Annotated in this window: 21 protein-coding genes; 4 read left to right on the top strand and 17 right to left on the bottom strand. The window is 69.9% G+C overall.

The features are described 5' to 3' along the window. Window positions 1-21 precede the first annotated feature (21 nt). On the top strand, window positions 22-537 hold the full coding sequence (locus tag ACFYXF_RS17865) for a hypothetical protein (protein WP_389350530.1): 516 nt from the start codon (window positions 22-24) through the stop codon (window positions 535-537). Between the two features lie 138 nt (window positions 538-675). Further along, window positions 676-1,332, top strand: a complete 657-nt coding sequence (locus ACFYXF_RS17870; protein WP_389350531.1) for a zf-HC2 domain-containing protein — start codon at window positions 676-678, stop codon at window positions 1,330-1,332. A 91-nt stretch (window positions 1,333-1,423) separates the two neighbouring features. On the opposite strand, the gene ACFYXF_RS17875 is transcribed toward ACFYXF_RS17870, so the two are convergent. The 3 genes from ACFYXF_RS17875 to ACFYXF_RS17885 form a co-directional block, all read right to left on the bottom strand. Further along, on the bottom strand, window positions 1,424-2,287 hold the full coding sequence (locus tag ACFYXF_RS17875) for an Fpg/Nei family DNA glycosylase (protein WP_389350532.1): 864 nt from the start codon (window positions 2,285-2,287) through the stop codon (window positions 1,424-1,426). Between the two features lie 31 nt (window positions 2,288-2,318). Further along, a complete protein-coding gene (locus ACFYXF_RS17880; protein ID WP_389350533.1) occupies window positions 2,319-4,406 on the bottom strand; it encodes a SpoIIE family protein phosphatase in 2,088 nt (695 codons plus the stop codon). 64 nt (window positions 4,407-4,470) lie between these two features. Then, entirely contained in the window at window positions 4,471-4,734 is a 264-nt protein-coding gene (locus ACFYXF_RS17885; RefSeq protein ID WP_389350534.1) for a hypothetical protein, read from the bottom strand. Between the two features lie 87 nt (window positions 4,735-4,821). Here ACFYXF_RS17885 and ACFYXF_RS17890 point away from each other — a divergent pair, with 87 nt between their 5' ends. Continuing rightward, window positions 4,822-6,249, top strand: coding sequence for a lipase maturation factor family protein (locus tag ACFYXF_RS17890; RefSeq protein ID WP_389350535.1), 1,428 nt, complete (start codon window positions 4,822-4,824; stop codon window positions 6,247-6,249). On the opposite strand, the gene ACFYXF_RS17895 is transcribed toward ACFYXF_RS17890, so the two are convergent. The 8 genes from ACFYXF_RS17895 to ACFYXF_RS17930 all read right to left on the bottom strand — a co-directional run bounded on the left by ACFYXF_RS17895 (window position 6,237) and on the right by ACFYXF_RS17930 (window position 14,218). Beyond that, window positions 6,237-7,073, bottom strand: coding sequence for an amidohydrolase family protein (locus tag ACFYXF_RS17895; RefSeq protein ID WP_389350536.1), 837 nt, complete (start codon window positions 7,071-7,073; stop codon window positions 6,237-6,239). The genes ACFYXF_RS17890 and ACFYXF_RS17895 overlap by 13 nt on opposite strands. Continuing rightward, complete coding sequence (locus tag ACFYXF_RS17900; RefSeq protein ID WP_389350537.1) at window positions 7,070-7,384, bottom strand: L-rhamnose mutarotase; 315 nt, start codon at window positions 7,382-7,384, stop codon at window positions 7,070-7,072. The genes ACFYXF_RS17895 and ACFYXF_RS17900 overlap by 4 nt, the downstream gene beginning before the upstream one ends. Further along, window positions 7,381-8,349 (bottom strand): aldo/keto reductase, encoded by a 969-nt coding sequence (locus tag ACFYXF_RS17905; RefSeq protein WP_389350538.1) that lies wholly within the window; start codon window positions 8,347-8,349, stop codon window positions 7,381-7,383. The genes ACFYXF_RS17900 and ACFYXF_RS17905 overlap by 4 nt, the downstream gene beginning before the upstream one ends. Next, window positions 8,346-9,101 carry an SDR family NAD(P)-dependent oxidoreductase gene (locus ACFYXF_RS17910; protein WP_389350539.1) on the bottom strand — a complete coding sequence of 252 codons (756 nt, stop codon included), beginning with the start codon at window positions 9,099-9,101 and terminating at the stop codon, window positions 8,346-8,348. The genes ACFYXF_RS17905 and ACFYXF_RS17910 overlap by 4 nt, the downstream gene beginning before the upstream one ends. Next, window positions 9,098-10,438 carry an L-fuconate dehydratase gene (locus ACFYXF_RS17915; protein ID WP_389350540.1) on the bottom strand — a complete coding sequence of 447 codons (1,341 nt, stop codon included), beginning with the start codon at window positions 10,436-10,438 and terminating at the stop codon, window positions 9,098-9,100. The genes ACFYXF_RS17910 and ACFYXF_RS17915 overlap by 4 nt, the downstream gene beginning before the upstream one ends. 144 nt (window positions 10,439-10,582) lie before the next feature. Further along, window positions 10,583-11,608, bottom strand: a complete 1,026-nt coding sequence (locus tag ACFYXF_RS17920; RefSeq protein WP_389350541.1) for an ABC transporter permease — start codon at window positions 11,606-11,608, stop codon at window positions 10,583-10,585. After that, complete coding sequence (locus tag ACFYXF_RS17925; RefSeq protein WP_389350542.1) at window positions 11,601-13,127, bottom strand: sugar ABC transporter ATP-binding protein; 1,527 nt, start codon at window positions 13,125-13,127, stop codon at window positions 11,601-11,603. Before ACFYXF_RS17925 ends, ACFYXF_RS17920 begins: the two co-directional genes overlap by 8 nt. Continuing rightward, a complete protein-coding gene (locus tag ACFYXF_RS17930) occupies window positions 13,124-14,218 on the bottom strand; it encodes a sugar ABC transporter substrate-binding protein (protein ID WP_389350543.1) in 1,095 nt (364 codons plus the stop codon). The genes ACFYXF_RS17925 and ACFYXF_RS17930 overlap by 4 nt, the downstream gene beginning before the upstream one ends. 165 nt (window positions 14,219-14,383) lie before the next feature. Here ACFYXF_RS17930 and ACFYXF_RS17935 point away from each other — a divergent pair, with 165 nt between their 5' ends. Continuing rightward, window positions 14,384-15,121, top strand: a complete 738-nt coding sequence (locus tag ACFYXF_RS17935) for a FadR/GntR family transcriptional regulator (RefSeq protein WP_389350544.1) — start codon at window positions 14,384-14,386, stop codon at window positions 15,119-15,121. Window positions 15,122-15,194: 73 nt separating this feature from the next. Here the strand turns inward: ACFYXF_RS17935 and ACFYXF_RS17940 are convergent, their stop codons facing one another. The 6 genes from ACFYXF_RS17940 to ACFYXF_RS17965 all read right to left on the bottom strand — a co-directional run bounded on the left by ACFYXF_RS17940 (window position 15,195) and on the right by ACFYXF_RS17965 (window position 24,775). Beyond that, window positions 15,195-18,212, bottom strand: coding sequence for an alpha-mannosidase (locus ACFYXF_RS17940; protein WP_389350545.1), 3,018 nt, complete (start codon window positions 18,210-18,212; stop codon window positions 15,195-15,197). 28 nt (window positions 18,213-18,240) lie between these two features. Beyond that, window positions 18,241-20,307: an endo-beta-N-acetylglucosaminidase gene (locus tag ACFYXF_RS17945; RefSeq protein ID WP_389350546.1), complete on the bottom strand. Its 2,067-nt coding sequence runs from the start codon at window positions 20,305-20,307 to the stop codon at window positions 18,241-18,243. Further along, complete coding sequence (locus ACFYXF_RS17950; RefSeq protein ID WP_389350547.1) at window positions 20,304-21,560, bottom strand: glycosyl hydrolase; 1,257 nt, start codon at window positions 21,558-21,560, stop codon at window positions 20,304-20,306. Before ACFYXF_RS17950 ends, ACFYXF_RS17945 begins: the two co-directional genes overlap by 4 nt. 77 nt (window positions 21,561-21,637) lie before the next feature. Then, complete coding sequence (locus ACFYXF_RS17955) at window positions 21,638-22,555, bottom strand: carbohydrate ABC transporter permease (protein WP_389350548.1); 918 nt, start codon at window positions 22,553-22,555, stop codon at window positions 21,638-21,640. Beyond that, window positions 22,552-23,475, bottom strand: a complete 924-nt coding sequence (locus ACFYXF_RS17960; protein ID WP_389350549.1) for a carbohydrate ABC transporter permease — start codon at window positions 23,473-23,475, stop codon at window positions 22,552-22,554. The genes ACFYXF_RS17955 and ACFYXF_RS17960 overlap by 4 nt, the downstream gene beginning before the upstream one ends. Before the next feature lie 7 nt (window positions 23,476-23,482). Then, the gene (locus tag ACFYXF_RS17965) at window positions 23,483-24,775 is read right to left on the bottom strand and encodes an ABC transporter substrate-binding protein (protein WP_389350550.1); all 1,293 of its coding nucleotides are present in this window, start codon (window positions 24,773-24,775) and stop codon (window positions 23,483-23,485) included. Between the last annotated feature and the right edge of the window lie 27 nt (window positions 24,776-24,802).

Here is a 24,802-nt window from a genome sequence, read left to right on the forward strand (position 1 = left end):
ACCGGAGGAAGGCAGGAAGGGATGCTGCACAGAGGTCAAGAGAGCACGGACGGCGCCGGCGGGGACGAACTCACCGTCCCCATGGCCTGGTTGTACGCCGAGTACATCGCCGACGAGCTGCTGCGGACGGGCGACCTGATGCCGCCCACGTCCTTCGAGTTCCGCGCGGGTCGGGACGCGCTGGCACTCACCATCTTCCTCTCCGACACCAGCGGGGAACTCTCGGGCATCCGGGTCATCACGCAACTGGAGAAGTGGCTTTCGCTCACGGCGTACGACCAGCCCTGGCAGGACTGGGTCCGCGAACGTATTTCCAGGTTGGCGGCCGACGCGCTCGACTCGGGGGCGCCGGCACCGGACTTGGACCTTGCCGCCGCCGCATGGCGCTGGCTGGAGGAGACCGAGCTGCTCGCCCCGGACCTGGACGCCGTTCCAGGAGGTGGGCCCGTACTCGGTGAGGACGACGGACCGAAGGTGTGGACCCCGGCCTGGCGGCTCGGACTGCCGCTGGGGCATCTGGCGATCCATCTTTTTTAAATCACACCAATCCGCGGGCCCCACCGCTCCGAACACCTAAGGTCTCGATTCGGTATGGGGCTTGAGTGATTCCGCGTTGCGCTGCGTATCGGTGGGAGCAACACCACCCCACCCGTACCATCGGCACGAGGATTCGGCATGAGGTCCCTGGAACGGCATCGCGACGTCGGCGCATACGCGCTCGGCGTGCTCGACGAGGCGGAGGCCTTCCGCTTCGAGGACCACCTCATGGAGTGCCCCCAGTGCGCGGTCCAAGTGACCGAATTCGGCTCCGCCACACGGCAGTTGCTGCTGTACAAGCGGGCCACACCGCGCTCCGTGCACCCCATGGCCCAACCCGGTCCCAGGCTTCTGGACCGGCTGCTCGGTGAGGTCGCGACCCGGCAGCGGGCCGGGCGGCGGCGCTGGCTGTTCGCCGTGGCCGCCGCGGTGGTCTTCGCCGTGGCCGGGCCCGGTATCGCCATCATCGCGGGCGGCGGTGACGCGGACCGGACACAGACGGTCGCCGCGACCGACGAGCGGTCGGGTGTCTGGGCGCAGGTCACCAGTGAGAACACGGTCTGGGGGAGCCAGATCGAGTTGAAGGTGAAGGATGGGGCCGGGCCCCGGGCGTGTCATCTCGTGGCTGTTTCGGAGGATGGCACGGAGGAGACGCTGACGAACTGGAACGTGCCTGAGCATGACGCTCGCGCCAGCACCATGATGGGGGCGTCCACTTTTCATCCTGACCAGATCGATCGGTATGAGTTGCGTACGACCGATGGGTTGCATCTGGTTACGCTTGACGCGCCGTGAGGTCTCGTTCCTCGGGTGCGGCGCCGTTGGGGCTGGTCGCGCAGTTCCCCGCGCCCCTTCAGTGAGCCCCTTCGGGGCTCTACTTCAAGGGCTACTTGAGCAAGCGGGACATTCGTCTGTCCGCCAAGGGTTTGCCGCCTGTTTGGCAGGTTGGGCAGTACTGGAGTGATGAGTCGCTGAAGGAGACCTCTCGTACTGTGTCTCCGCAGATCGGGCAGGGTTCGCCGGTTCGGCCGTGGACTTTGAGGCCGCTTTTCTTCTCCGCCTTCAGGCGGCCGGCCGCCAGGCCCCGGGAACGTTCGATCGCCTCGGTCAGTGTCGTGCGCAGAGCCTCGTACAGTCGTCCGTTCTCCTCGGGGGTGAGCGAGGCGGCCAGTTTGAACGGGGACATTCGTGCGGCGTGCAGGATCTCGTCGCTGTAGGCGTTGCCCACTCCCGCGATCAGGCTCTGGTCGCGCAGCGCGCCCTTCAGCTGGCGCCGCTCCCCTGCAAGCAGACCGGCGAGACGCGCCTCGTCGAAGTCGTCGGCCAGCGGGTCGGGGCCGAGGCGGGCCACGCCCGGCACCTCCTGGGGATCGTGTACGAGGTACACCGCGAGCCGTTTCTGGGTGCCGGCCTCGGTGAGGTCGAAGCCCTCCCCCGTCTCCAGGGCGACACGCATCGCGAGCGGGCCCTTTCCGGGTTTCGGCGGGCCGTCCGGGAGGCGGTCGCGCCAGTGCAGCCAGCCCGCGCGGGCCAGGTGGGTCACGAAGTGCGGGCCGCCGTCGGTGGCGAGGTCGAGGAACTTGCCGTGCCGGTGCACGGCGGTGACCTCGCGGCCCTCGAAGGCGGTGAGCGGGGGGTCGTACGTCTTCAGGACGCTGATCGCGACGGGCAGCACACGGACCACCTCGTGGCCCACTAGCCGTTCGGTCAGGAAGTCCCTGAGCGCCTCGACCTCGGGAAGTTCCGGCATGGGTCCAGGGTGCCACCGCCCGCCCTGGTGCTCAGCTTCTGGGTGGCACCGCGAACTCGCACCACACGACCTTGCCGCCGCCGCGCGCCTCCACGCCCCAGCTGTCGGACAGGAGGTCGACCAGGAGCAGCCCGCGCCCGGAGACCCCGGACTCGCCCGCGTCCCGGCGGCGCGGCAGGGCGCTGGAGGAGTCCTCGACCTCGACGCGCAGCCGGCGCTCGGGGCCGGTCAGCACGCGCAGGGTGACGATCGCCGGGCCCTCGGTGTGCATCAGGGCGTTGGTGATCAGCTCGTCGGCGACCAGTTCGACCTCGTCGGCGCGCTCACGGGCGCCCCAGGCCCGGACGGCGGCGCCGATCATGTGCCGGGCCTCGCTCAGCGCGTCGGGGTCGGCCTGCGCGACGTGCTGCTGGAGCCGCCCGCCGGACTGTACGGCGGCCAGGCCCCGGCGGCGCAGGAGCAGCAGGGCCACGTCGTCGTCCCCGCCCCGCTCGTCGGCCACCTCGATGAGGCGATCGGCCAGTTCCCAGGCGCTCTCGGGGCCCGCGGCGATGAGCGCCTTGAGAGTCCGCATCCCGTCGTCGAGGTCGGCGCCGGGCTCCTCGATGAGCCCGTCGGTGCACAACACCAGGGTCTCGCCGGGCTCCAGTTCGAGGATGGCCACCGGGTAGGTGAGGCGCCCGAACTCGGCGGAGAGGCCGAGCGGCAGCCCGCCGTCGACCGGGACGCGCCGGCAGGTGCCGTCGACGCGTCGCACCAGCGGGTCGAGATGGCCGGCCCGGACCACCTGGACCACACCGGTGGCCAGGTCGGCCTCCGCGTACAGACAGGTAGCGAAGCGGTCGGTGTCGAGTTCGTCGAGGAAGACGGAGGCGCGGGCCATCACCGTGGCGGGCGGGTGCCCCTCGGCCGCGTAGGCCTTCAGGACGATCCGCAGCTGGCCCATGACGGCCGCGGCATGCGTGTCGTGCCCCTGGACGTCCCCGATGACCGCGCCGACCCGGCCGCCCGGCAGCGGGATCACGTCGTACCAGTCGCCGCCGATGTCCCGGCCGAGCTGGCCACCGGAGGAGGCGGCGCGGTAGCGGACGGCGATGTCGGCGCCTGGCACGCTGGGGATCGTGCGCGGCAGCATGGCCTGCTGGAGGCCCTGGGCGAGGTCCTTCTCCTGCTCGTAGAGCATGGCCCGCTGGAGGCTCTGCGCGATGCTGGTGCCGAGCGCGACGAGGACGGCCCGGTCCTCCGCCGAGAAGCCGTAGCGGTCGTTGTAGAGCAGGCCCATGGCGCCGATCGGCCGGGCCTGCGCGATGAGCGGCAGATAGGCGGCCGAGGTGACCTTCAGGTCGATGAGATGCGGCCACAGGATCGGGTATCCGGCCGCGAACTCCTCCGGCGACTCGATGAACCTCGGGCTGAGGGTCCGTACGACGTCGCCCATCGGGTAGGGCTCGTCGATCCGGGTGATGCGGGTGCCGGGCACGGAGGCGCCCGCCGGGCCCTCGGCGACCAGGCGGATCCGGCCGGCCTCCACCAGGCCCATGACGAGGCTGGCGGCGCCGAGGTGGGGGACGCCCGGCGAGTTCGTGAGGACGTCGATGACGTCCTCCACGGTGCGGGCGTGTGCGAGGGCCGCGGTGATGACCTGTACGACGTTGGTCTGGCGGCGTCTGACCTCGTCCTTGGCCGCCTGTTCGGTACGGGTCCGGCTGTCCCGCAGTTCCTGTGTGGCGTCGCGGACGATGCCGATGACACGGCGTGGGCGGCCCGTCCCGTCGCGGCGGATGTAGCCCTGGGTGTGGGTCCACTGGAGGGTGCCGTCGCGGCGGTGGAGGCGGAAGTAGACGCCGTAGTTCTCGCTGCCGTCCTTCATGGCCTCGGAGACCACGGAGTCGATCCGGAGGCCCTCCACTCGGGGCACTCGCACGGCCAGGCTCTCGGGGTGGCCGTCGTATTCGTCGGGGCGCAGATCGAAGATCTCGTGCGCCAGCGCGTCCATGTGGAACAGACCGGCGTCCAGGTCCCAGTCGAACGTCCCCATACGGTTGAGCGCCAGAATCGGATCCGGGTGGGCGGGCCAGTCGTCCGGGAGTGACAGGGCGCTCGCTCCCCGATCAGCCATGGGGCCACCTTGCCAGTGTTTGGCTGATTCTTCGACTTGTCCGACGTCTTTCGCCGGGCATCGTTCACTCCCCGACGCCCTCGCAGGGGTCGTAAGCGGCAAACACGCCGTATGCGGTGCTTGTCTCGTCGGGAATCAAGCCGCCGCCGTCGGGGAGGTCGGGGATCTCCGGGACGGTGTCGGGGCCGATCTCGTCGCAGACGTCCTGGGCCGTGCCGAAGCCGAGGTCGTCGGGGGACACGACCTCCTCGCCGGGCGGGTCGCCGTCCCAGCCGCCGACGAGCAGGGCGGCGGAGAGTGCACAGGCGGTGACAAGGGTTCGGTGCATTCCCCATTGTCTGCGTCACCCACTCGGCGCACGCAAGCCGAGACGGTCACCCAGCGTCACAATGGAGGAGAGAGGAGAGGGGTCCGCGTGGAGTGGTTCACCGCATCCGAGTACTGGCTGAGCCGTGTGCTCTTCCAGCGGGGTCTGGCCTGCGTCTATCTGGTCGCGTTCCTCGGCGCTGCCCTCCAGTTCCGGGCGCTGATCGGCGAGCGGGGCATGCTTCCGGTCCCCCGGCTGGTCGCCCATGTGCCGTTCCGGCAGGCACCGAGCGTGTTCCAACTCCACTACTCCGACCGCTTCTTCGCCGTCTGGGCCTGGACGGGGTGTGCGGTGTCGGTGGCGCTGCTCGCCGGGCTGGACGCGCAACTCCCCCTCTGGGGCGGCATGTTGCTGTGGCTGCTGCCGTGGGCGATGTATCTGTCGATCGTCAACGTCGGGCAGACCTGGTACGGCTTCGGCTGGGAGTCGCTGCTCCTGGAGGTCGGCTTCGTCGCCGTGTTCCTGGGCAACGACGAGGTCGCACCGCCGGTCGTGGTGCTGTTCCTGCTGCGCTGGATCCTGTTCCGGGTGGAGTTCGGCGCCGGTCTGATCAAGATGCGCGGCGACGCGTGCTGGCGAAAGCTCACCTGTCTCGACTTCCACCACGAGACACAGCCGATGCCGGGCCCGCTGAGCTGGTTCTTCCACCACCTCCCGAGACCGGTGCACCGCATCGAGACAGCGGCGAACCACGTCACCCAACTCGCCGTCCCTGTCCTCCTGTTCACCCCACAACCCGTGGCGACGGCGGCAGCGTCCCTGATGATCGTCACCCAGCTGTGGCTGGTTCTGTCGGGCAACTTCGCCTGGCTGAACTGGCTGACGATCGTGCTGGCCCTGTCGGCGGTACGCCTCCCGGACACGGCACCGACACCCGTCCCGGACACCCCGCTCTGGTACGAGATCGTGGTCCTGTCGGTCGCCACGGCACTGCTGAGCCTCAGCTACCGCCCGGTCCGCAACATGCTCTCGCGCCGCCAGGTCATGAACCGCTCCTTCGACCCGCTCCATCTGGTCAACACCTACGGCGCGTTCGGCAGCGTCAGCCGCATCCGGTACGAGGTGGTCGTCGAGGGTACGGCGGACGACGTGCCGCGCGAGGAATCCGACTGGCGGGAGTACGAGTTCAAGGGCAAGCTGGGTCAACCCGGGCGCTGGCCACGCCAGTTCGCGCCCTACCATCTGCGGATCGACTGGATGATGTGGTTCGCCGCGCTGTCGCCCGCGTACGCCGGATCGTGGTTCGGCCCGATGGTCGAACGCCTCCTGGAGAACGACCGCGACACACTCCGCCTGCTGCGCCGCTCCCCGTTCCCGCTGGACGCGCCCCCGCGTTACGTCCGCGCCCGCCTCTTCCGCTACCGGTACACGACCTGGCGGGAGCTGCGGGCGACGGGGGCGTGCTGGGAGCGGGTGTACGTACGGGAGTTCATGCCGCCGACGCGACTGGTCGCCGGGCCGGCTCAGAGGCCGTAGACGCGGCTCGCGGTGTGCGTGAAGACCTGCTCGCGTTCGTCCGGGTCGAGGGAGGCGGTCAACTCCTCGGCCAGGGACACGACTTGGCCGTACGACGCGGCGAGCGTGCACACCGGCCAGTCCGAGCCGAACATCAGCCGGTCCGGCCCGAAGGCGTCCAGGGCCGTCTCGGCGTACGGGCGCAGATCGTCCAGGGTCCAGGCCTCGGGATCGGCCTCGGTGACCAGGCCGGAGAGTTTGCCGGCCGTGTTGGGCAGGGCGGCCAGGGAGCGCAGGTCCGACGCCCAGGGCTCCAAGGCGCCGGAGGCGATCGGCGGCTTGCCCAAGTGGTCGAGGACGAAGGTGAGTTGGGGCAGCGACTCGGCCGCCTTCACGCACGCGGGCAGCTGGTGTGGAAGGACGACCAGGTCGTACACCAGGCCCGCTTCGGCGACGGCGGCAAGGCCACGGCGGACGTCAGGGCGCAGCAGCCACTCCGGGTCCGGCTCGCCCTGGACCTGGTGGCGGATGCCCTTCAGGTAGACGCCGCTGGGGAGTTCACGCAGCCGGGCCAGTTCGTCGGTGACGTCGGTTCGGGTCAGGTCGGTCCAGCCGACGACGCCCGCGATCAGTTCGTGTTCCGCCGCGAGTGCCAGGAACTCCGGGGTCTCCTCGGGGACGGTGATCGTCTGGACGAGGATCGTGCGGTCGACTCCGGCCGCGTGGGCCTCCGGTGCGAGGTCCGCCACGGTGAAGTCCCGCCGCAGTGGGCTGCCTTCGGCGATCCAGTCCTGGTCCCGGACCGACAGATCCCACACATGGTGGTGCGCGTCCACGATCGTCACGGCAGCTCCCACACGACCGGCAGGCCGGCGTCCGCGCCTTCGTCGGAGTAGTCGTGCACCACGTCGAGGAGTTCGGCCATCCGGGCCTGCCAGGCCACGTTGACCGGCAGTTTCTCCAGCTCGGCGAGGAGCAGGGCGTAGTCCTCGCACTCCAGGACGTGGAAGAGGTCGGTGCCGCTGCGCCAGATCGTCCAGGAGGTGGCGCCGGCGGCACGGATCGCGTCGGTCAGCTCGACGGGGACCTCGCGGTGGGCGGCGTCGTACTCGGCGACGCGGTCGGCGCGGACCTTGGTGTGCAGGGCGACTCTCATGCCGGGTCCTCGGTGGTCAGCAGACCGGTGGCGCGCAGTTCCTGCCAGAAGGCGGGAGGTACCGGGGTCGCGAACTGGGCGGCGGCGTCCTGGACTTCGGCCACCGAGCGGGCGCCCACGAGCACGCTCGCGACGGACGGGTGGGCCGCGCAGAAGGCGAGGGCGGCGGCTCGCAGGGTGATGCCGTGCCGCTCGGCGATCTCCCGTATGCGCAGGGCCCGTTGCAGCAAGTCCCCAGGCGCTTCGGCGTAGTTGTAGGTGGCTCCCGGCTTCGGGTCCGCCAGGAGACCGGAGTTGAAGGCGCCCCCGATCACCACGGAGACGCCTCGTTCGACGGCGGCGGGCAGGAGGTCGGTGAGGGCGCTCTGGTCGAGCAGGGTGTAGCGGCCCGCGCACAGGACCACGTCGACGTCCGTGTCGCGGACGAAGCGGGTGAGCATCTCCGTCTGGTTCATCCCGGCGCCGATCGCGCCGACCACCCCTTCCGAGCGGAGCTTCTCCAGGGCCGGATAGCCCTCGTGGAAGGCCTGTTCGGCGTGGTCGTCGGGGTCGTGGAGGTAGACGACGTCCACCCGGTCGAGGCCGAGCCGCTCCAGGCTCGCCTCCAGAGTGCGTCGTACGCCGTCGGCGCTGAAGTCCCAGACGCGGCGCAGGGTGGCGGGGACCGCGAAGCCGTCGGCGAGGTCGTCGCCTCCCTGCTGTGCGGACTCCAAGCGGCGTCCGACCTTCGTGGAGACCGTGAACTCCGCGCGGGGGTAGGCGCTCAGGGCCTGGCCCAACCGCCGTTCGGACAGGCCGAGGCCGTAGTGCGGGGCGGTGTCGAAGTAGCGGATGCCGGACTCCCAGGCGGCGGTCACGGCCGCGTGCGCCTGTTCATCGGTCACCTCGGTGAAGAGGTTGCCGATGACGGCGCCGCCGAAGCCGAGCCCGCTGACCTGGACGCCGCTGCTGCCGAGCGTGCTCACTGGCCCACCGGCCGCAGCCGCAGGCCCTGCATACCGCCGTCGACGGCGAGGGACGTGCCGGTGGTGGCGCCGGACAGGGGGCTCGCCAAGTAGGCGATGGCGCCCGCGACTTCGGCGGCCGAGACCAGTCGGCCGCTGGGCTGACGGGCCTCCAGCGCGGCGCGTTCGGCGGCGGGGTCGGGGGCGGCGTCGAGGAGGCGGCCGACCCACGGGGTGTCGGCCGTGCCCGGGTTGACGCAGTTCACGCGGACGCCCTCGCGGAGGTGGTCGGCGGCCATGGCGAGGGTCAGTGAGTACACGGCGCCCTTGGTGGCGCTGTACAGGGCACGCTGCGGCAGGCCGGCCGTGGCGGCGATCGAGCAGGTGTTCACGATGGCGGCGTGCGCCGAGTTCCGCAGGTGGGGCAGCGCGGCGCGGGCGACACGGACCATGCCGAGCACGTTGACGTCGAAAACGCGGTGCCACTGCTCGTCGTCGTTGTCCTCGACGGTGCCCTGGGCGCCGATCCCGGCGTTGTTGACCAGCACATCGAGGCCGCCGAGGTCGGCGACAGCGGCGGCCACCGCCTCCCGTACGGACGTGTCGTCGGTGACGTCGGCCCGGTAGCCGAACAGCGGCTTCTCGACCGACGACGGGTCCAGGTCGAGGACGGCGACCTGCGCGCCGCGCGCCGCCAGCAGCTCCGCCGCGGCCCGGCCGATGCCGGACGCGCCGCCCGTGACCAGCGCCTTGAGACCCTCGAAGTCGGTCATGCGGCCTGCCCCTTCTCCTTCGCCAGGTCGGCGGCCCAGAAGGTGCCGCCGGGGAACGTGAACTCCACGATGGACTCCGGCCGCATGGTCGCGGAGAAGCCCGCCGCGGTCGGTGCCCGGTAATGACCTTGCCCGATCACCACGGGGTCGAGGAAGTGGCCGTGCAGATGATCGACGTACTCGATGACCCGGTTCTCGGTCGTGCCGGCCAGGGCGACGTAGTCGAACATCGACAGGTGCTGGACGAGTTCGCACAGGCCGACGCCGCCCGCGTGCGGGCAGACGGGGACGCCGAACTTGGCCGCGAGGAGCAGGATGGCGAGGTTCTCGTTGACGCCGCCGACGCGGGCCGCGTCGATCTGCACGACGTCGATGGCGTCGGCCTGGAGGAGCTGCTTGAAGACGACCCGGTTCTGGACGTGTTCGCCGGTGGCGACCTTGACGGGGGCCACGGCCCGGCGGATCGCCGCGTGGCCGAGGATGTCGTCGGGGCTGGTGGGTTCCTCGATCCAGTAGGGGTCGAACTCGGCGAGCGCCTTGGTCCAGCGGATCGCCTCGTCGACGTCCCAGCGCTGGTTGGCGTCGATCGCCATGCGGATGTCCGGGCCGACGACGGATCGGGCGACGCGGCAACGGCGTACGTCGTCGTCGAGGTCCGCTCCGACCTTGAGCTTGATCTGCGTGAAGCCGTCGGCGACGGCCTCGGCGGCGAGCCGGGTGAGTTTCTCGTCGTCGTAGCCGAGCCAGCCGGCGGAGGTGGTGTAGGCGGGGAAGCCCTTCGCCAGCAGGTCGGCGGTACGTTCGACGGCGCCCTCCCGGCCCCGGCGCAGCAGGTCGAGGGCCTCCTCGGGGGTGAGCGCGTCGGTGAGATACCGGAAGTCGATCTGCCGGACGAGCCACTCGGGCTCGGCCTCGGCGAGCAGCTGCCACAGGGGCTGACCTGCCCGTTTGGCGGCAAGATCCCACACGGCGTTGACGACGGCGCCGATCGCCATGTGCATCACGCCCTTCTCGGGTCCGAGCCAGCGCAGCTGGCTGTCGCCGATCAGGTCACGGTTCAGGGTGCCCGGGTCCGCGCACAGCTCGTCGACGGACCGGCCGACCACATGCCCGCGCAGCGCGTCGATCGCGGCGACCTGGACCTCGTTGCCCCGCCCGATGGTGAAGGTGAACCCATGCCCCTCGTGCCCGTCGACCGCGTCGGTACGCAGCACGACATAGGCCGCCGAGTAGTCGGGATCGGGATTCATCGCGTCGGAGCCGTCCAGCTCACGCGAGGTGGGGAACCGGATGTCGTAGGTGTCGACCGCGATGACGCGGGCGGGGGTCGGTGACACGGAAGGCCTTTCGGTCAGGGGCAGAGGTACGGGATGGCTCGATGCCGGATGAGGTGACGTGCCTTTAAGGGGCGCGGGGAACTGCGCGAGAAGCCCCCACGGCCCGCAGCCGACGAACCACATATCCAGCCGAGCTCTTAGTCACTAGTCCTGCGCCCGTCCCGTAGTCACACGAGCGATCATGAGGGCAACCAGGATGATTCCCCCATATATCGCCTGAATCCAGAACGAAGGCACCTGAGCCAAGGTCAGCAGATTCTGCACAACCCCCAGCAACAACACCCCGGTCAACGCCCCGAACATCGTCCCCTTGCCACCGTCGAGGCTGATGCCGCCGATGACGGCCGCCGCGAACACGGTGAAGATCATGTTGTTGCCCTGGTTGGCGCTGATCGCACCGACGTACCCCGTCTGCATGATCCCCCCGACGGAGGCGAGAACCCCGGCGACGACGAACACCCCGAGCATCACCCGCTCGACCCGGATACCAGCGGCGCGCGCCGCGTCCGCGTTGCCGCCGATCGCGTACAACGCGCGTCCGACACGGTGGTACCGGAGCACGAGCCCGGCGACGGCGAAGCACGCCCCGGCCACCCACACCGACATCGGGACGCTGAGGAAGGTGGTGGTGGCGAGGGAGTAGAAGGAGTCGGGCATGCCGAACAGGGTCTTGCCCTTGGTCGCGCCGACCAGCAGTCCGCGCAGCACGATCAGCATCGCGAGCGTCACGATGAACGCGTTGAGCTTGAACTTGACGACCAGGATGCCGTTGAACGCGCCGACGACACCGCCGGCGACGAGGATCGCCAACAGGGCGAGCACGGCGGGGAATTCGGTCCCCCACCCGGACTGCGCGACCGGCAGCACGAGCAGCGCGCCGACGGCCGGGGCGATGCCGACGACCGACTCCAGGGAGAGGTCGAACTTGCCGGTGATGAGGACGAGCGACTCGGCGAGCACGACCATCGCGAGGGCGGCGGAGGCACCGAGGATCGAGATCAGGTTGCGCTCGGTGAGGAACGAGTCGTTGACCACCGTACCGAGCACCATGAGCAGCAACAGGGCCGGTACGAGGGCGAGTTCGCGGGCTCGGCGGAGCAGTACGGTCTTGGCCGAGCGGGGGTCCGGGGCCCGTAGGGGGGCGAGCGGCGGGGCCTTCGTATCAGCCATGGTCCACTCCTTCGATGGAGGCGATCAGCTCGTGGTCGTGCCAGCCCGCCGGGTGCTCCGCGACGACACGGCCGTGGAAGAGGACGAGGACGCGGTCGCAGCGCCGCAGGTCGTCGAGTTCGTCGGAGACGACCAGGACGGCGGTGCCGTCCTCGCGGGCGCTGTCCATGCGGGCGAGGAGGGACTCCTTGGACTTCACGTCGACGCCCGCGGTGGGGTTGATGAGGACGAGCAGCTTGGGGTCGGAGGCGAGGGCGCGGGCCATGACGACCTTCTGCGCGTTGCCGCCGGACAGGTCGGACACCGGCTGGTCGGGGCCCTCGGTGTGGATGTCGAGCCGATCGATGAGGGCCGTGGCGAAGCCGCGTTTGCGGTCGCTGGAGACGAACCCGTACCGGCCGAGGCGCCGCAGGACGCTCATGGTGGCGTTGTCACCGACGGTCATGCCGGAGACCAGCCCCTGTTCGTGCCGGTCGCGCGGAACGCAGGCGACGCCCGCAGTCAGCGCCGCCTGGACATCGCCGAACGGCAGCCGTCCGCCGTCGAGTCGGGCACTTCCACCGGTCGGTGTGTGGAGCCCGGCGAAGGACTCGGCCAGCTCGATCTTGCCGCTGCCGCTGGACCCGGCGAGTCCGACGACCTCACCTCGTCGCACGGTCAGGTCGATGTTGTCGTACGCCGGTGAGGTGAGCCCATCGGCGGCCAGCAGCACGGACGCGCCCGGTTCAACTCCCTTGGGGGTGAAGGCCTGTTCGGCGATGGTCTCCCCCGCCATGGCCTCCACCAGGGCAGTGCGCGGGAGGTCGGCGACGGGGGCGGTGGTGATCCAGCGGGCGTCCCGCAGGACGGTCACCGTCTGGCACACCTCGTACACCTCCTGGAGGTGGTGCGAGATGAACAGGAAGGTGACACCGGAGTCCTGGAGTGCGCGCATCCGGGTGAAGAGCCGGTCGATCTCCCGGCTGTCGAGCTGGGCGGTCGGTTCGTCGAGGACGATGAAGCGCGCGCCGAAGCTCAACGCCCGTGCGATCTCCACCATTTGGCGGTCCTCGACCTTGAGGTCCGCGGTGCGGGCCTCCGGGTCGACGTGCACGTCCCAGGTGCCGAGGAGTTCGGCGGCCTCGGTGCGCAGACGGCGCCAGCTGATGACTCCACCCCGACCGGTCGGCTGCCGGTTGATGAAGAGGTTCTCGGCGACCGTCAACTCGGGGACCACGGTGGGCTTTTGGTAGACACAGGCCACTTTGGAGCGCCAGGCGTCGCGGTCGGCGAGCGGGGGCGAGGGCTGCCCGTCGAAGCGGACGGTGCCCTCGTCGGGTGCCTGGAGGCCGGTGAGGATGGTGACCAGGGTGGACTTTCCGGCGCCGTTGCGGCCGACGAGGGCGTGCGACTCACCTGCCAGGACGGTCAGTTGACCGCCCTGGAGCGCGGTGGTGGGGCCGTACCGCTTGGTGATGCCGCGCGCCTCGACGAGCGGCACGAGAGGGGGGTCCGGGTTCTCCCGTGGTTGGCTGCTCATCCGACCGTGTTGCCCCAGAGCGCGGCGTCGTCGACGTTGTCCTTGGTGACCAGCGGTGCGGGAAGCTGGTCCTCCAGGATGCCGCTGGGCAGCTTGACGATCGTGGAGTCGTGGTCGGTCGGGCCCGGCTCGAAGGTCTTCCCCTCCATCGCCGCCTTGATGTAGTACATGCCGTACTTGGCGTAGAGGTCGGCCGGCTGGGAGACGGTCGCGTCGATCTCGCCCTTGCGGATGGCGTCGAACTCCTGCGGGATGCCGTCGTTCGAGACGATCGCGATGTGCCCGGCCTGGCCCGTCTTCTTCAGCATTCCCTTGGACTTCAGGGTCTGGAGGGTGGGCGCGAGATAGACGCCGCCGGCCTGCATGTAGATGCCCTTGATGTCCGGGTTGGCGTTGAGGAGGGTGTCGAGCTTGGAGGCGGCCGTGTCGGACTCCCACTTGGCCGGTATCTCCAGCACCTTCAGCTTCGGGAACTTCTCCTTCACACAGGCCCGGAACGCCTCCGACCGGTCCCGCCCGTTGACCGACGCGAGATCGCCCATGATCTGCACGACCTTGCCCGACGTGATGTGCTCGCCGAGGTACTGGCAAGCCTTCTCGCCGTACGCGACGTTGTTGGCGCGTACGACCATGGCGACCTTGCCCTTCTCGGGCGCCACGTCGACGGCGACGACGGGCACGCCCTTGCGCTCGGCCTGGTCGAGGCCGGCCTCGATGGCGGCGCTGTCGAGGGGCGCGACGACGAGCCCCTTCACTCCCTGGTTGAGCTGGTTGTTGATGTCGGTGATCTGCTGCGAGGGGTCGCTGTTGGAGTTGACGGTCTTCAGCGCGTCGACACCCTCGGACTTGGCCATCTTCGGCACGTAGTCGTTGTACGACTGCCAGAACGGCGAGGTCAGCAGCGGCAGGATCACCCCGACCTTGCCCGTCCCGTCGCCGTCACTGCCGCCCGAGGCGACGGTGTCCTTGGTGCTGCCGCAGGCGCTGAGCACCAGCCCGGTACAGGCGGCCAGGGCCACCGCACCGAGCATCCGCGCCCTGCCCCGCTTCTCCCGCCGCATCTCCCGCTTCCCCACTGTTCTGTCGAGCATCTGGCAGCTCCTCATCGAGCGTGATCGAGCAGATGCCCGCATATTTATCAGACCACTTCGGGGTTGGAACACCCCGCAGGGCCAAATTTTCCTCGATTCCGACCGTAGTGGTCCGACCAACCTGCTGGTTAGACTGCGGCGCACCCGGCAACAGGAGGACACGGCATGGACGAGATCCCGGCCGGCAGCACAGAGGCGGCCCCGCAGAAGGGCACGGTGACGCAGCGCGCCATCGAGCAGATCAAGGCGATGATCGGCGAGGGCCGGCTGGAGCCGGGCCAGCGGCTGCCCACCGAGCGTGATCTGGCCGTCCGGCTGGGCATCTCGCGCAGCTCGATGCGGGAGGCGATCCGGGCGCTCACGGTGATGGGCGTACTGGAGGCCCGGCACGGCTCGGGCATCTACGTGACCCAGCTGGAGGCCGGCGACCTGCTGGAGACCTTCGGTGTGGTCGCGGACCTCTCGCGGGGCCCTCGGCTGGTCGAGCTCCTTGAGGTCCGACGCATCCTGGAGTCGACGGCGACCGCGCTGGCCGCCGCGCGGATCACCCCTGACCAGCTCGCGGAGGTGGAGAAACACCTCACGGCGATGAACGCCACCGACGATCCGGAGGAGATCCTCGCCCACGACCTCGCCTTCCATCGCGAGATCGCCGGGGCGGCGGGCAACGACACGATGGCGGCGATTCTTGAGGGCCTCTCCTCACGTACGTTCCGTGCGCGTGTCTGGCGCGGCTACCAGGAGGAGGGTGCGTTCGCGCGTACGCGGCGTGAGCACGCGGCGATCCACCGTGCGCTGGTCGCCCACGATCCGGAGGCGGCGCGGGCGGCGGCTGCGGCGCATGTGGGCGAGGTGGAGGAATGGCTGCGAGCCCAGTTGGATGCGCCGTTGGGAGGGTCGTGAGTTGGCTGCGGGCCGGTGGGGGCTGGTCGCGCAGTTCCTCGCGCCCCTTGGGGGCGCGGGTCCGCTGTACCCCCTAGGCCCGTACGAACCTCAGCGTCACCAGTTCGAACGGACGCAGGCGTACGGCGATCCGGTCGCCGTCGAGCTGAGGTGCCGCCGCCTCCGGAAGCGGGCGTTCCAGCAGGTCGGTGACCGTGACGGACGTGAACGCGAAGCCGGCGGTGAGCGTGGCGCGGGCGCGTCCGCCGTGGGCCTCGTGGAAGCGGACGACGACGTCGCCGCTGCCGTCGTCGGCGAGCTTCACGGCGCTGACGACGACCGCGTCCCGGTCGACGCTCACCAGCGGGGCCACGTCCCGGGCGCCGGTCACCCACCGCTCCGGCAGGTTGATCCGCCAGCCCTCGCGCACCGCGTCGCCGATCCCCGCGCCCGGTGCCAGTGCGTGCCGGAAGCTGTGGACGCCCTGGTCGGTCTCGGGGTCGGGGAAGCGCGGGGCACGCAGGAGGGAGACGCGGACCGTGGTGGTCGTACCGGAGTCGGTGTCACGGACACTTCGGGTGACGTCGTGGCCGTACGTCGAGTCGTTGACGATCGCGACGCCCCAGTCCGGCTCCGCCACATGGACGAAGCGGTGGTTGCACGCCTCGAACTTGGCCGCCTCCCATGAGGTGTTGGTGTGCGTGGGGCGGTGGAAGTGCCCGAACTGGGTCTCGGACGCGTAGCGTTCGGCGTGCACGTCGAGCGGGAAGGCGAGCTTCAGGAACTTCTCGGTCTCGTGCCAGTCGACCTCCGTGTCGATCACCAGCTTCCGCTCCCCCGGCGGCAGCGTCAGCACCTGGGTGACGCGCGACGCGCCGAAGGACCGTACGATCCGCAGCGACTCGCCGTCCTCACCTGCGGTGATCTCGTCGACGTCGGTCAGGTCGGTGACCGTGTTGCGATAGAACTCGTCGACGTCCCAGGCGTCCCACATGTTCGGGAAGTCGGGGTGGAGCTGGAGGAGGTTGGCGGCTTGGCCGGGGGCGACGGTCTCGCGGTCGGCGTCGATGTCGTACGCCGACACCACGAGCCCCGCCGCGTCGATCTCGACCCGGAGCAGCCCGTTGTCGAGGGTGAAGCCGCCGGCGAGGCGCGGCACGAGGGCCGTTTCGCCGGTGGGTTCCGGGGTGCGGGCGCCGCCTGCCGGAACGCTATCGCGGCTGTGGGGCGCGGAGTTGAAGACGAACTCCGTGGATCCCTCCCCCGCCAGGGCGTGTTGGGCCGCGTCGATGATGGCGTTCAGCTCGGCGGCGAGGCGCTCGTAGGTGGCGCGTGCCTCGCGGTGCACCCAGGCGATGGACGACCCGGGCAGGATGTCGTGGAACTGGTGGAGCAGGACCGTCTTCCAGATGCGGTCCAACTCCTCGTACGGGTAAGGGAATCCGGTACGGACGGCGGCGGTCGCCGCCCACAGTTCGGCCTCGCGGAGCAGGTGCTCGCTCCGGCGGTTGCCCTGCTTGGTCTTCGCCTGGCTGGTGAGGGTGGCGCGGTGCAGTTCGAGGTACAACTCGCCCACCCAGACAGGCGCGTTGGGGTATTCGGTCTCGGCCTTCGCGAAGAACTCGCCGGGAGTTTCCCACTCCACGGTGGCCGAGCCTTCGAGGTTGCGCAGCCGTGCCGCCTTCGCGACCATCTCGCGGGTGGTGCCGCCGCCTCCGTCGCCCCAGCCGGTCGGGGCCAGGGAGTGGCGGGCGACGCCCTTGTCCTTGAAGTTGCGGGCCGCGTGGGCGATTTCGCTGCCCTTCATCGAGCAGTTGTAGGTGTCGACGGGCGGGAAGTGCGTGAAGATCCGGGTGCCGTCGATGCCCTCCCACCGGAAGGTGTGGTGCGGGAACTTGTTGGTCTGCGACCACGAGATCTTCTGTGTCAGCAGCCACTTGGAGCCGGCCGCCTTGATGATCTGCGGGAGTCCGGCGGCGAAGCCGAAGGTGTCGGGCAGCCACGCCTCGTCGTTCTCGATGCCGAACTCGTCGAGGAAGAACCGCTTCCCGTGCACGAACTGACGGGCCATCGCCTCCGAGCCCGGCATGTTGGTGTCCGACTCCACCCACATGCCCCCGGCCGGCACGAACCGCCCGTCGGCGACCGCCTTCTTCACCCGGGCCCACACCTCGGGCCGGTGCTCCTTCACCCACGCCCACTGCTGGGCCTGCGACATGGCGAAGACGAACTCGGTCTCGTCCTCGATCAGCGCTGTCATGTTGGCTGTCGTACGGGCCACTTTGCGTACGGTCTCGCGCAGCGGCCACAGCCACGCCGAGTCGATGTGGGCGTGGCCGACGGCGCTGATGCGGTGGGCGGAGGGTACGGCGGGCTCGGACAGCACGGTCTCCAGGCGGGCCCGCGCCTGGGCCGCCGTACCGCCCACGTCCTGGAGGTCGATGGCGTCCAGCGCCTTCTCCACCGCCCGCAGGATCTCCCAGCGGCGCGCCGACTCCACGGGCAGTTCGGCCATCAGCTCGCCGAGCACCTCCAGGTCGATCACCAGCTGCCAGACCGTCTCGTCGAAGACGGCCAGGTCCATGCGGGTGAGGGTGTACTGCGGTTCGCTGCCGGCGGTCTCCTTGTCGCCCAACTGGGTGGGCAGGAAGGGGTGGTAGTCGAGGATGACGGGGTTGGACGCGGCCTCGATGTGCAGCCGCACCTCCTCGCCGCCCTCGACCGGCGCCCCGATCCGCACCCACTGGTTGCGCGGGTTCAGCCCCTTCACGGGGGTGCCGTCGGGCCGGTACACCAGGCCCTCGCACTGGAAGCCGGGCATGTTCTCGTCGAACCCGAGGTCGAGCAGGGCCTCGACGGTCCGCCCGGCCCACGCCTCCGGGACGGTTCCGGTGACCCGGAACCAGCTGGTGCCCCAGGGCGCGCCCCACCGGGCGCCCACCTCGATCGGCTCGGGCACGCCGGCCAGCCCCTCGGCGACGGGCACGGGCTCTCCGGGGGCGTGCCACACGGCCACGTCCAGCGGCACGGACTCGGGGTACACGGCGGGTCGGACGCGTTCGTCGAGGACACGCTTCAGACGGCCTTCGACCAGGTTGCGGTCGTCATGCATGCGGGGTGCTCCGAATTCGACTCGACGGTTACCAGGTGTGCGTGACGGTCACAGGGGCCGACGCGGTGTACAGCTCCCCTACGGCGCGCACTTCGAAGCGTGCGATCTGCTCGCCCTGTTCGGGTGCCAGTCCTGCGACGAAGAACGCCCGCTGTCCGGTGCCGCCGAGGAAACGCCGGGTTCCGTCGGGGAGCACGCGGTGGAGGGTGTGGTGGCGTACGGGCACCGGGCCCGGGGCGGGACTCCAGGCGAAGCGCAGGTCGCCTCCGGTGGCGCCGGTGATCTGTGCGTCGGCCGGGGCGGCGGGCGTCTCGACGCCGTTGTGAACAGCGATGCCACCGAGCCGCCACTGAACCGGGTCAACGCCGGTCGGGGTGAGCCGGACGCCGATCGCGTGAAGGGTCCCGTTGCCAGTCAGCTCTGTGAGCGGCACGGTCACGGTCTGCCAGCCGTTGGCCGAGTTCACAGGCATGCTGCTGTTGGCCGAGTTCACGGGCGTACCGCTGTTGACCGAGTTCACAGGGATATACGTGTACGGCGGTGTCGCACCGGGTCCGCTCGGCTCGGCGGTGGCGACAGCCAGCTCGACGTTCACACCCCCAGCGTCCGTGCGGTACGTCAGCTCGACAACCGTGTTCACACCGATCGGCAGCCGAGTCGCGTACACATCGACGGTGACTGGCTCATCCAGTGAGCCACCGACCAGGACACTGCTCCCACCGCGCCAGGCATCGGCGAAGTCGAACGAGACAGCGGGCCGCACCCCCTCCGTCCGCACCACCCACCGCCGCGACGGCAGCCGGTCCTGGAGCCCGAGGTGGTTCCAGGCCGCCTCCGAGGTGACCGCCCCCTCCTCGAACCACTTCACCCCGTGCCCGGTGTTGAACACACTCGCGAACGGAACCGACGTCACCGTCGACCGGTCCGCGACCGACACCGCCGGCGCCCGCCAGCTGTCCGTCCCGTCGGGCGCGGACGGGTCCAGCGACCGGCCGGTCCAGAAGCGGTCATCGGCCGCGTGGAAGTCGCCGGGGGTGCGGCTGGCGGGCAGGTGGTTGCGGGTCCACTCGGGCCGGTAGAACCCCAGCGAGACGACGTGCGCCTTGTTGGCCGGCACGATGGCGTCCCAGTTGACGGAGGAGTTCCAGCCGTTCGCCTCCACGTCCACGCCCGCCCACAACTCGTACCGGCTGCGCCCGAGTTGGTCGGCCGTCTGACCGGACGCGGTCAGCCGCGCCGCCGTCCAGCGGAAGTCGACGAACATGGAGTCGGCGGCCTGGAAGAAGGCCTGGTTCTGGCTGTTGAGCGCGCCCTGCCAGCTCACCGTGCCGTTCACCGTCATCGAGTCGTACCAGGTCACCCGCTGCCCCGCCGCCATGGACAGCGCCTTCAACTCCCGTACGAAACCGAGCATGTCGGTGCCGAGCGCGGTGTTGCCGCCGCTGGTCTCGGCGTTGACGAACCAGCCGTCGAAGCCGTACGCCGCCGCGACGGCGACGAGTTGGGCGGCCAGCGGATAGCGGCCCGCGGCGTCCTTCTGCACCAGGTCGCGCGTCCACTGCAGCTGTCCGCCGTAGGCCACGGGCGGCAGGAAGATGTTGCCGAGGACGGGTACGCCGTGCCGGTGGGCGGCGTCGACGATCGGCGCGTTCGGCGCGAGGATCAGGCCCTCGCCGGACGAGCCGCCCCAGAAGACGAGTTCGTCGATGTACGACCAGTGGGTGAGCGCGTAGTAGTCGGCGGTGGCCGAGCCCTGGGAGGGGTTGGAGGCGGTCGGGCCGAAGGAGACGAGTGACTGGACGCGGGCCTGGCCGGACCGGGCGGTCGCGTTGGCCGGGGTCGGGGCGAAGCGGGCGGCGAGCGGCACGGAGGCCGTGTTGAAGGCAAGGTCGGCGTCACCGGCCGCGCTCCAGGTCTTCAGGCTGCGCCAGGTGATGCCCGCGCCCGGGGTGCCCGAGGGCAGGGAGTCGGGGTACCAGTAGGAGGCGTACGGCGGTGTCGCGGCGGCGGCCGCCGAGGCTGCAGCGGCCGGAAGTGCCGGGAGCAGCGCGGCTGTTGTGGCGGCGAGCAGGACGGTGCGTCTGGTGGGGTTCACGAGCGGGTGCCTCCTTGTGGGGTGGGGAGTACCTGGTCGGGGGTGACGACTTCGGTGATGCCGCGCGCGGCGAGGTGGGCCTGGTCGTCCGCGCGTGTGTCGAGGACGGTGGTCGGGCGGGCACCGTCGGCGGTGAGCCGGAAGAACGCGTCGAAGACCGGCCCGCCGGGTGCGCAGGCCGAGCGGGCGGCTGGGTCCGCCGGTACGACGAGCGCGGTGGTCCGGGGCTTCGGGGCGTACGTGTGTTCGCGGGCCGCGCGCTCCAACACCCGGGCGGTGTCCTTGGGTTGCCGGTCGTTGGTCAACAGGCCGAGACCGTACTCGAGTTCGGGGAAGTCGGCGAGGTCGCGGGAGACGTCGTGGGAGCACCACCAGGTGATGCCCCACAGGTCCGGGCAGTCGAGGGCGTTCGCGACGGTCGCCTCGGTGAAGGCGGCGGCGTGCTCGGCGGGGACCAGCGGTGCGGGCGCCCCGACCTCCTGGAGCCAGACCGGGCGGCCCGGGTCGTCGGCCCACGCCTTGCTCAACTCGACGAGATACGCGGCGTGTTGCTCCGTCGGCACGGAGGTTCGGCCGTGCCGCTGGGCGGTGCCGTTGAACACCCAGGAGTGCACGGCGGTGACCGCGCCGCGCCGGGCGGCCTGGGCCGGGGTGAACGGCTGGTCGTCCTGGTACCAGGTCGCGTCGTACTCGGCGTGCAGATGCAGCCTGCCCGGGGCGCCCTCCTCACAGGCGGCGAGCATCCGCTCCAGCCAGGCGTCGATCTGGTCGGCGGTCGCCCGGTCCGGGTCCGGATGGGGGTCCGCCGAGAACTGGTTGACCTCGTTCCCGAGGGTCATGCCGATGAAGTTGGGACGGTCGGCGAGGGCGGCGGCGAGCGTGCGCAGGTATGTTGCCTGCCCCTCGACGACCTCCGGGTCGGTGAAGAGGTTCCGCCGGTGCCAGGTCCGGGTCCAGGCCGGCAGGAAGTCGAAGCTGCTCAAGTGCCCCTGCAGTCCGTCCACGTTGACGTCGAGGTCGAACTCGGCGGCGGCGTCCGCGAGTTGGACGAGCTGCTCGACGGCCCGGGGGCGGATCAGCGTGCGGTTGGGCTGGAAGTAGGGCCAGAGCGGGAAGACCCGGATGTGGTCGAGTCCGAGTTCCGCGATGGAGTCGAGGTCGGCGCGTACGGAGTCGAGGTCGAAGTCGAGCCAGTGGTGGAACCACCCTTCGCTCGGGGTGTAGTTGACGCCGAAGCGCACGGCAGGGGGCATGCGGTGTCCTTGCACTCGATGGGCGTGCGGCTCGATGGAGGTGTCGGCTCGGAGGAGCTGTCGGCTCGAAGGGCGTGTCAGCCCTTGACGGCGCCCTCGCCGACCCCGCGGAAGAAGTACCGCTGGAGACAGGCGAAGAGGGCAATCAGCGGTGCCACGGCGATGACGGTGCCGGCGGCGACGAGCCGTTCGTCGTTGGCGAAGGTGCCGTGCAGATAGTTGAGGCCGATGGTCAGGGTGAACTTGGACGGATCGCTGAGCACGATGAGCGGCCACAGGAAGTCGTCCCAGGCGCCCATGAAGGCGAAGATCGCGACGACGGCGAGGGTGCCCTTGACCGACGGCAGCGCGATCCGCAGGAACCGCTGCCAGGAGTTGGCGCCGTCGACGAAGGCCGCCTCCTCGATCTCGTAGGGGAGGTTGAGGAAGGCGTTGCGCATCAGCAGGACGTTCATGGCGCCGACGCAGCCGGGCAGGACGACCCCGATGAGGGTGTTGTTCAGGCCGAGTTCCCGCATGGTCGTGAACTGGGCGATGATGATGCCCTCCACGGGCACGAGCATCGCGAGGATGAAGGCGAGCGTGGCGACGCGGCGCCCTCGGTAGCGCAGCCGGGCCAGTGCGTAGCCCGCGAGTGCCGAACCGACGCAGTTGGTCACGACGTTGGCGCCGGCGACCTTCAGGGAGTTGAGGGCGTAGTCCCAGACGGGGATGGTGTCGGCGACGCGTTCGTAGTTGTGGAGGGTCGGGTCGCCCGGCAGGAACTTCGGCGGTGAGCTGAAGATGTCCTCGGTCGGGCCCTTGAGGGATGTCGACAGCTGCCACAGGAACGGGCCGACGGTCAGGGCGAGGACGCCGAGCAACAGGGCGTAGCGCAGGGCGAGTTCCCAGGCGCGGACACGTCGGCCGTGCTCGTCCACGACCCGCCGGTTCCGGGCGGGCGCCGGGTGCTCGGTCGGACGTACCGCCAATGACTGTTTCTCCAGCACGCTCACGGGGTGTCCTCCCTGCGGTCGGCGCGCAGGACGAGGAGCATCAGCGCGACGGTGACGGCGAAGACGACGACGGAGAGGGCGGAGGCGTAGCCGACGCGGCCGGTCAGGCCGGTGCCGGTGCGCTGGACCAGCATGACGAGGGTGGTGTCCTCGCCCGCCGGGCCGCCGTCCGGGCCGGCCATCAGGTACACCTCGGAGAACACCTTGAACGCGGCGACCGAGGACAGCGCGCCGACCAGGACCATGGTGGAGCGGACGGCGGGCACGGTGACCGTGAGGAAGCGGCATACCGCGCCCGCGCCGTCCACGGCCGCGGCCTCGTGCAGTTCGCGTGGGACGTTGGCGAGCGCCGCCAGGTAAATGATCATGTAGTAGCCGAGGCCCTTCCAGACCGTGACGGCCATGGCGCTCAGCAGAAGCAGCCACTGGTCGCTGAGGAAGCCGACCCGGCCGACGCCGATCGCCTCCAACAGCGAGTTGACCAGGCCGCGTTCGTCGAGCAGCCACACCCAGATGAGCCCGACGACGACGATCGACGCGACGACCGGGGTGTAGAACGCCGACCGGAAGAAAGCGATGCCGGGGATGTTCTTCTGAACCAGCAGCGCGAGCAGCAGCGGCAGCAGGACGAGTGCGGGGACGACCCCGACGACGTACAGCGTGCTGTTGCGCAGTCCGATCCAGAACATGTCGTCGTGCAGCAGTTCGCGGAAGTTGGCGAGGCCCACGAACTCGCCGGGGATCAGGGTCCGGCGGTCGGTGAAGGAGTTGATCAGGGTGGAGACGAACGGGTAGAGGATGAAGGCGCCGACGATCAGCAGCCCGGGGGCGGCGAACAGCCAGGGGCTGGTGGGCAGTTGGCGCCGCACGGACACCAACCGCCCCTGCCGTCGCGCACGTTCGACTGCGGGACTGGCCATACCGGCGTCAGCCCTGCTGCTGGAGGAGCCGGTCACAGGCCTTGACAGCGTTGTCGAGAGCTTCCTCGGGGCTCTGCTTCCCCTGGAGCGCCCGCGCCACGGAGTTGCGCAGTTCGGTCTTCATCTGCTCGCTGAACAGCACGGGCGTGTAATTGACCGCGTTCTTCAGGGACTTGGCGGCGGCGATCCGCACCCGGGTCTCGTCGGTACCGTCCTCCGCGGTGAAGTACGGGTCGTCGAGCGAGCCGGCCGTGCTGGGGAAGATGGCGACCTTCTTGGCGAACGACATCTGGTGCTCGGCGTCGGTGACGTAGTGCGCGAAGGCGACGGCGGCGGGCTTGCGCTTGCTCTGCGCGTTCACCATCACGCCCATGACGTACATGTTGACCTTGCCGGTGCTGGTGATCTGGTCGGTGATGCCGATGTTCTTGTACAGGTTCGGGGCCTGCTTCTTGAAGTTGCCGAGGTCCAGGGCACTCCCCGGGTTCATGGCGACGGCGCCGGTCAGGAACTTCTTGCCGGAGGACTCGGGGGTCGCGGTCAGCGCCTGCGGGTCGAGCGCCTTGGCGTCGTACAACTCCTTGTACTTGGTGAGGAGTTCGACTCCCTTGGCGTCGTTGAAGGCGAAGGCGGTACCGGCGTCGTTCATGAGGGGGACGCCGTAGCGGCCGAAGTCCTCGATGGTGGGCACGTTGGCGAGCGTGGCGACCTTGCCGTCGCTCTTCTTCGCCAACTCCAGGGCGTCGGCGAAAAGTTCGTCGTACGTCTTGGGCGGCTGCTCGGGGTCGAGGCCCGCTTCCTTGAAGAGGGACTTGTTGTAGAAGAGCGGGCCGGTGTTCAGATACCAGGGGAAGGCGTACGTCCCGGTCATGCCCGGGATCTCGTGGCTCGCCCAAGCACCGGGCAGATACTCGCTCTTGTACTGGGCGGCGGCCTTGTCGAGGTCGAGCGCGAGGCCGGCCTTGGCGAGCGGGGCGACGAGGTCCGGCGAGACGTTGACGACGTCGGGCAGGGTGCCGCCCGCCGCGTCCGCGCTGATCTTGTCGGCGTAGCCCTCGGCGGGCTGGTCGATCCACTTCACGTCGGTGCCCGGGTACTTCTTCTCGAAGTCGGCGACGAGCCCCTCGAAGTACGACTTGAAGTTGGCGCGGAGGTTCCAGGTCTGGAAGGTGATGTCGCCCTCGATCTTGCCGGAGGCGTCGGTGGAACCACTGTCGCCGCTCCCGGAGCCGCAGGCGCTCAGCGGCAGGACGACGGCGATGACGGCAGCGGTGGCGAGAACTCTGCGGGGGATGCGCACGGCGGACGGGCTCCTTTGCGGCGGCGG

The sequence above is a fragment of the Streptomyces sp. NPDC002680 genome, from assembly GCF_042889145.1.
Classification (GTDB): Bacteria; Actinomycetota; Actinomycetes; order Streptomycetales; family Streptomycetaceae; genus Streptomyces; species Streptomyces adonidis.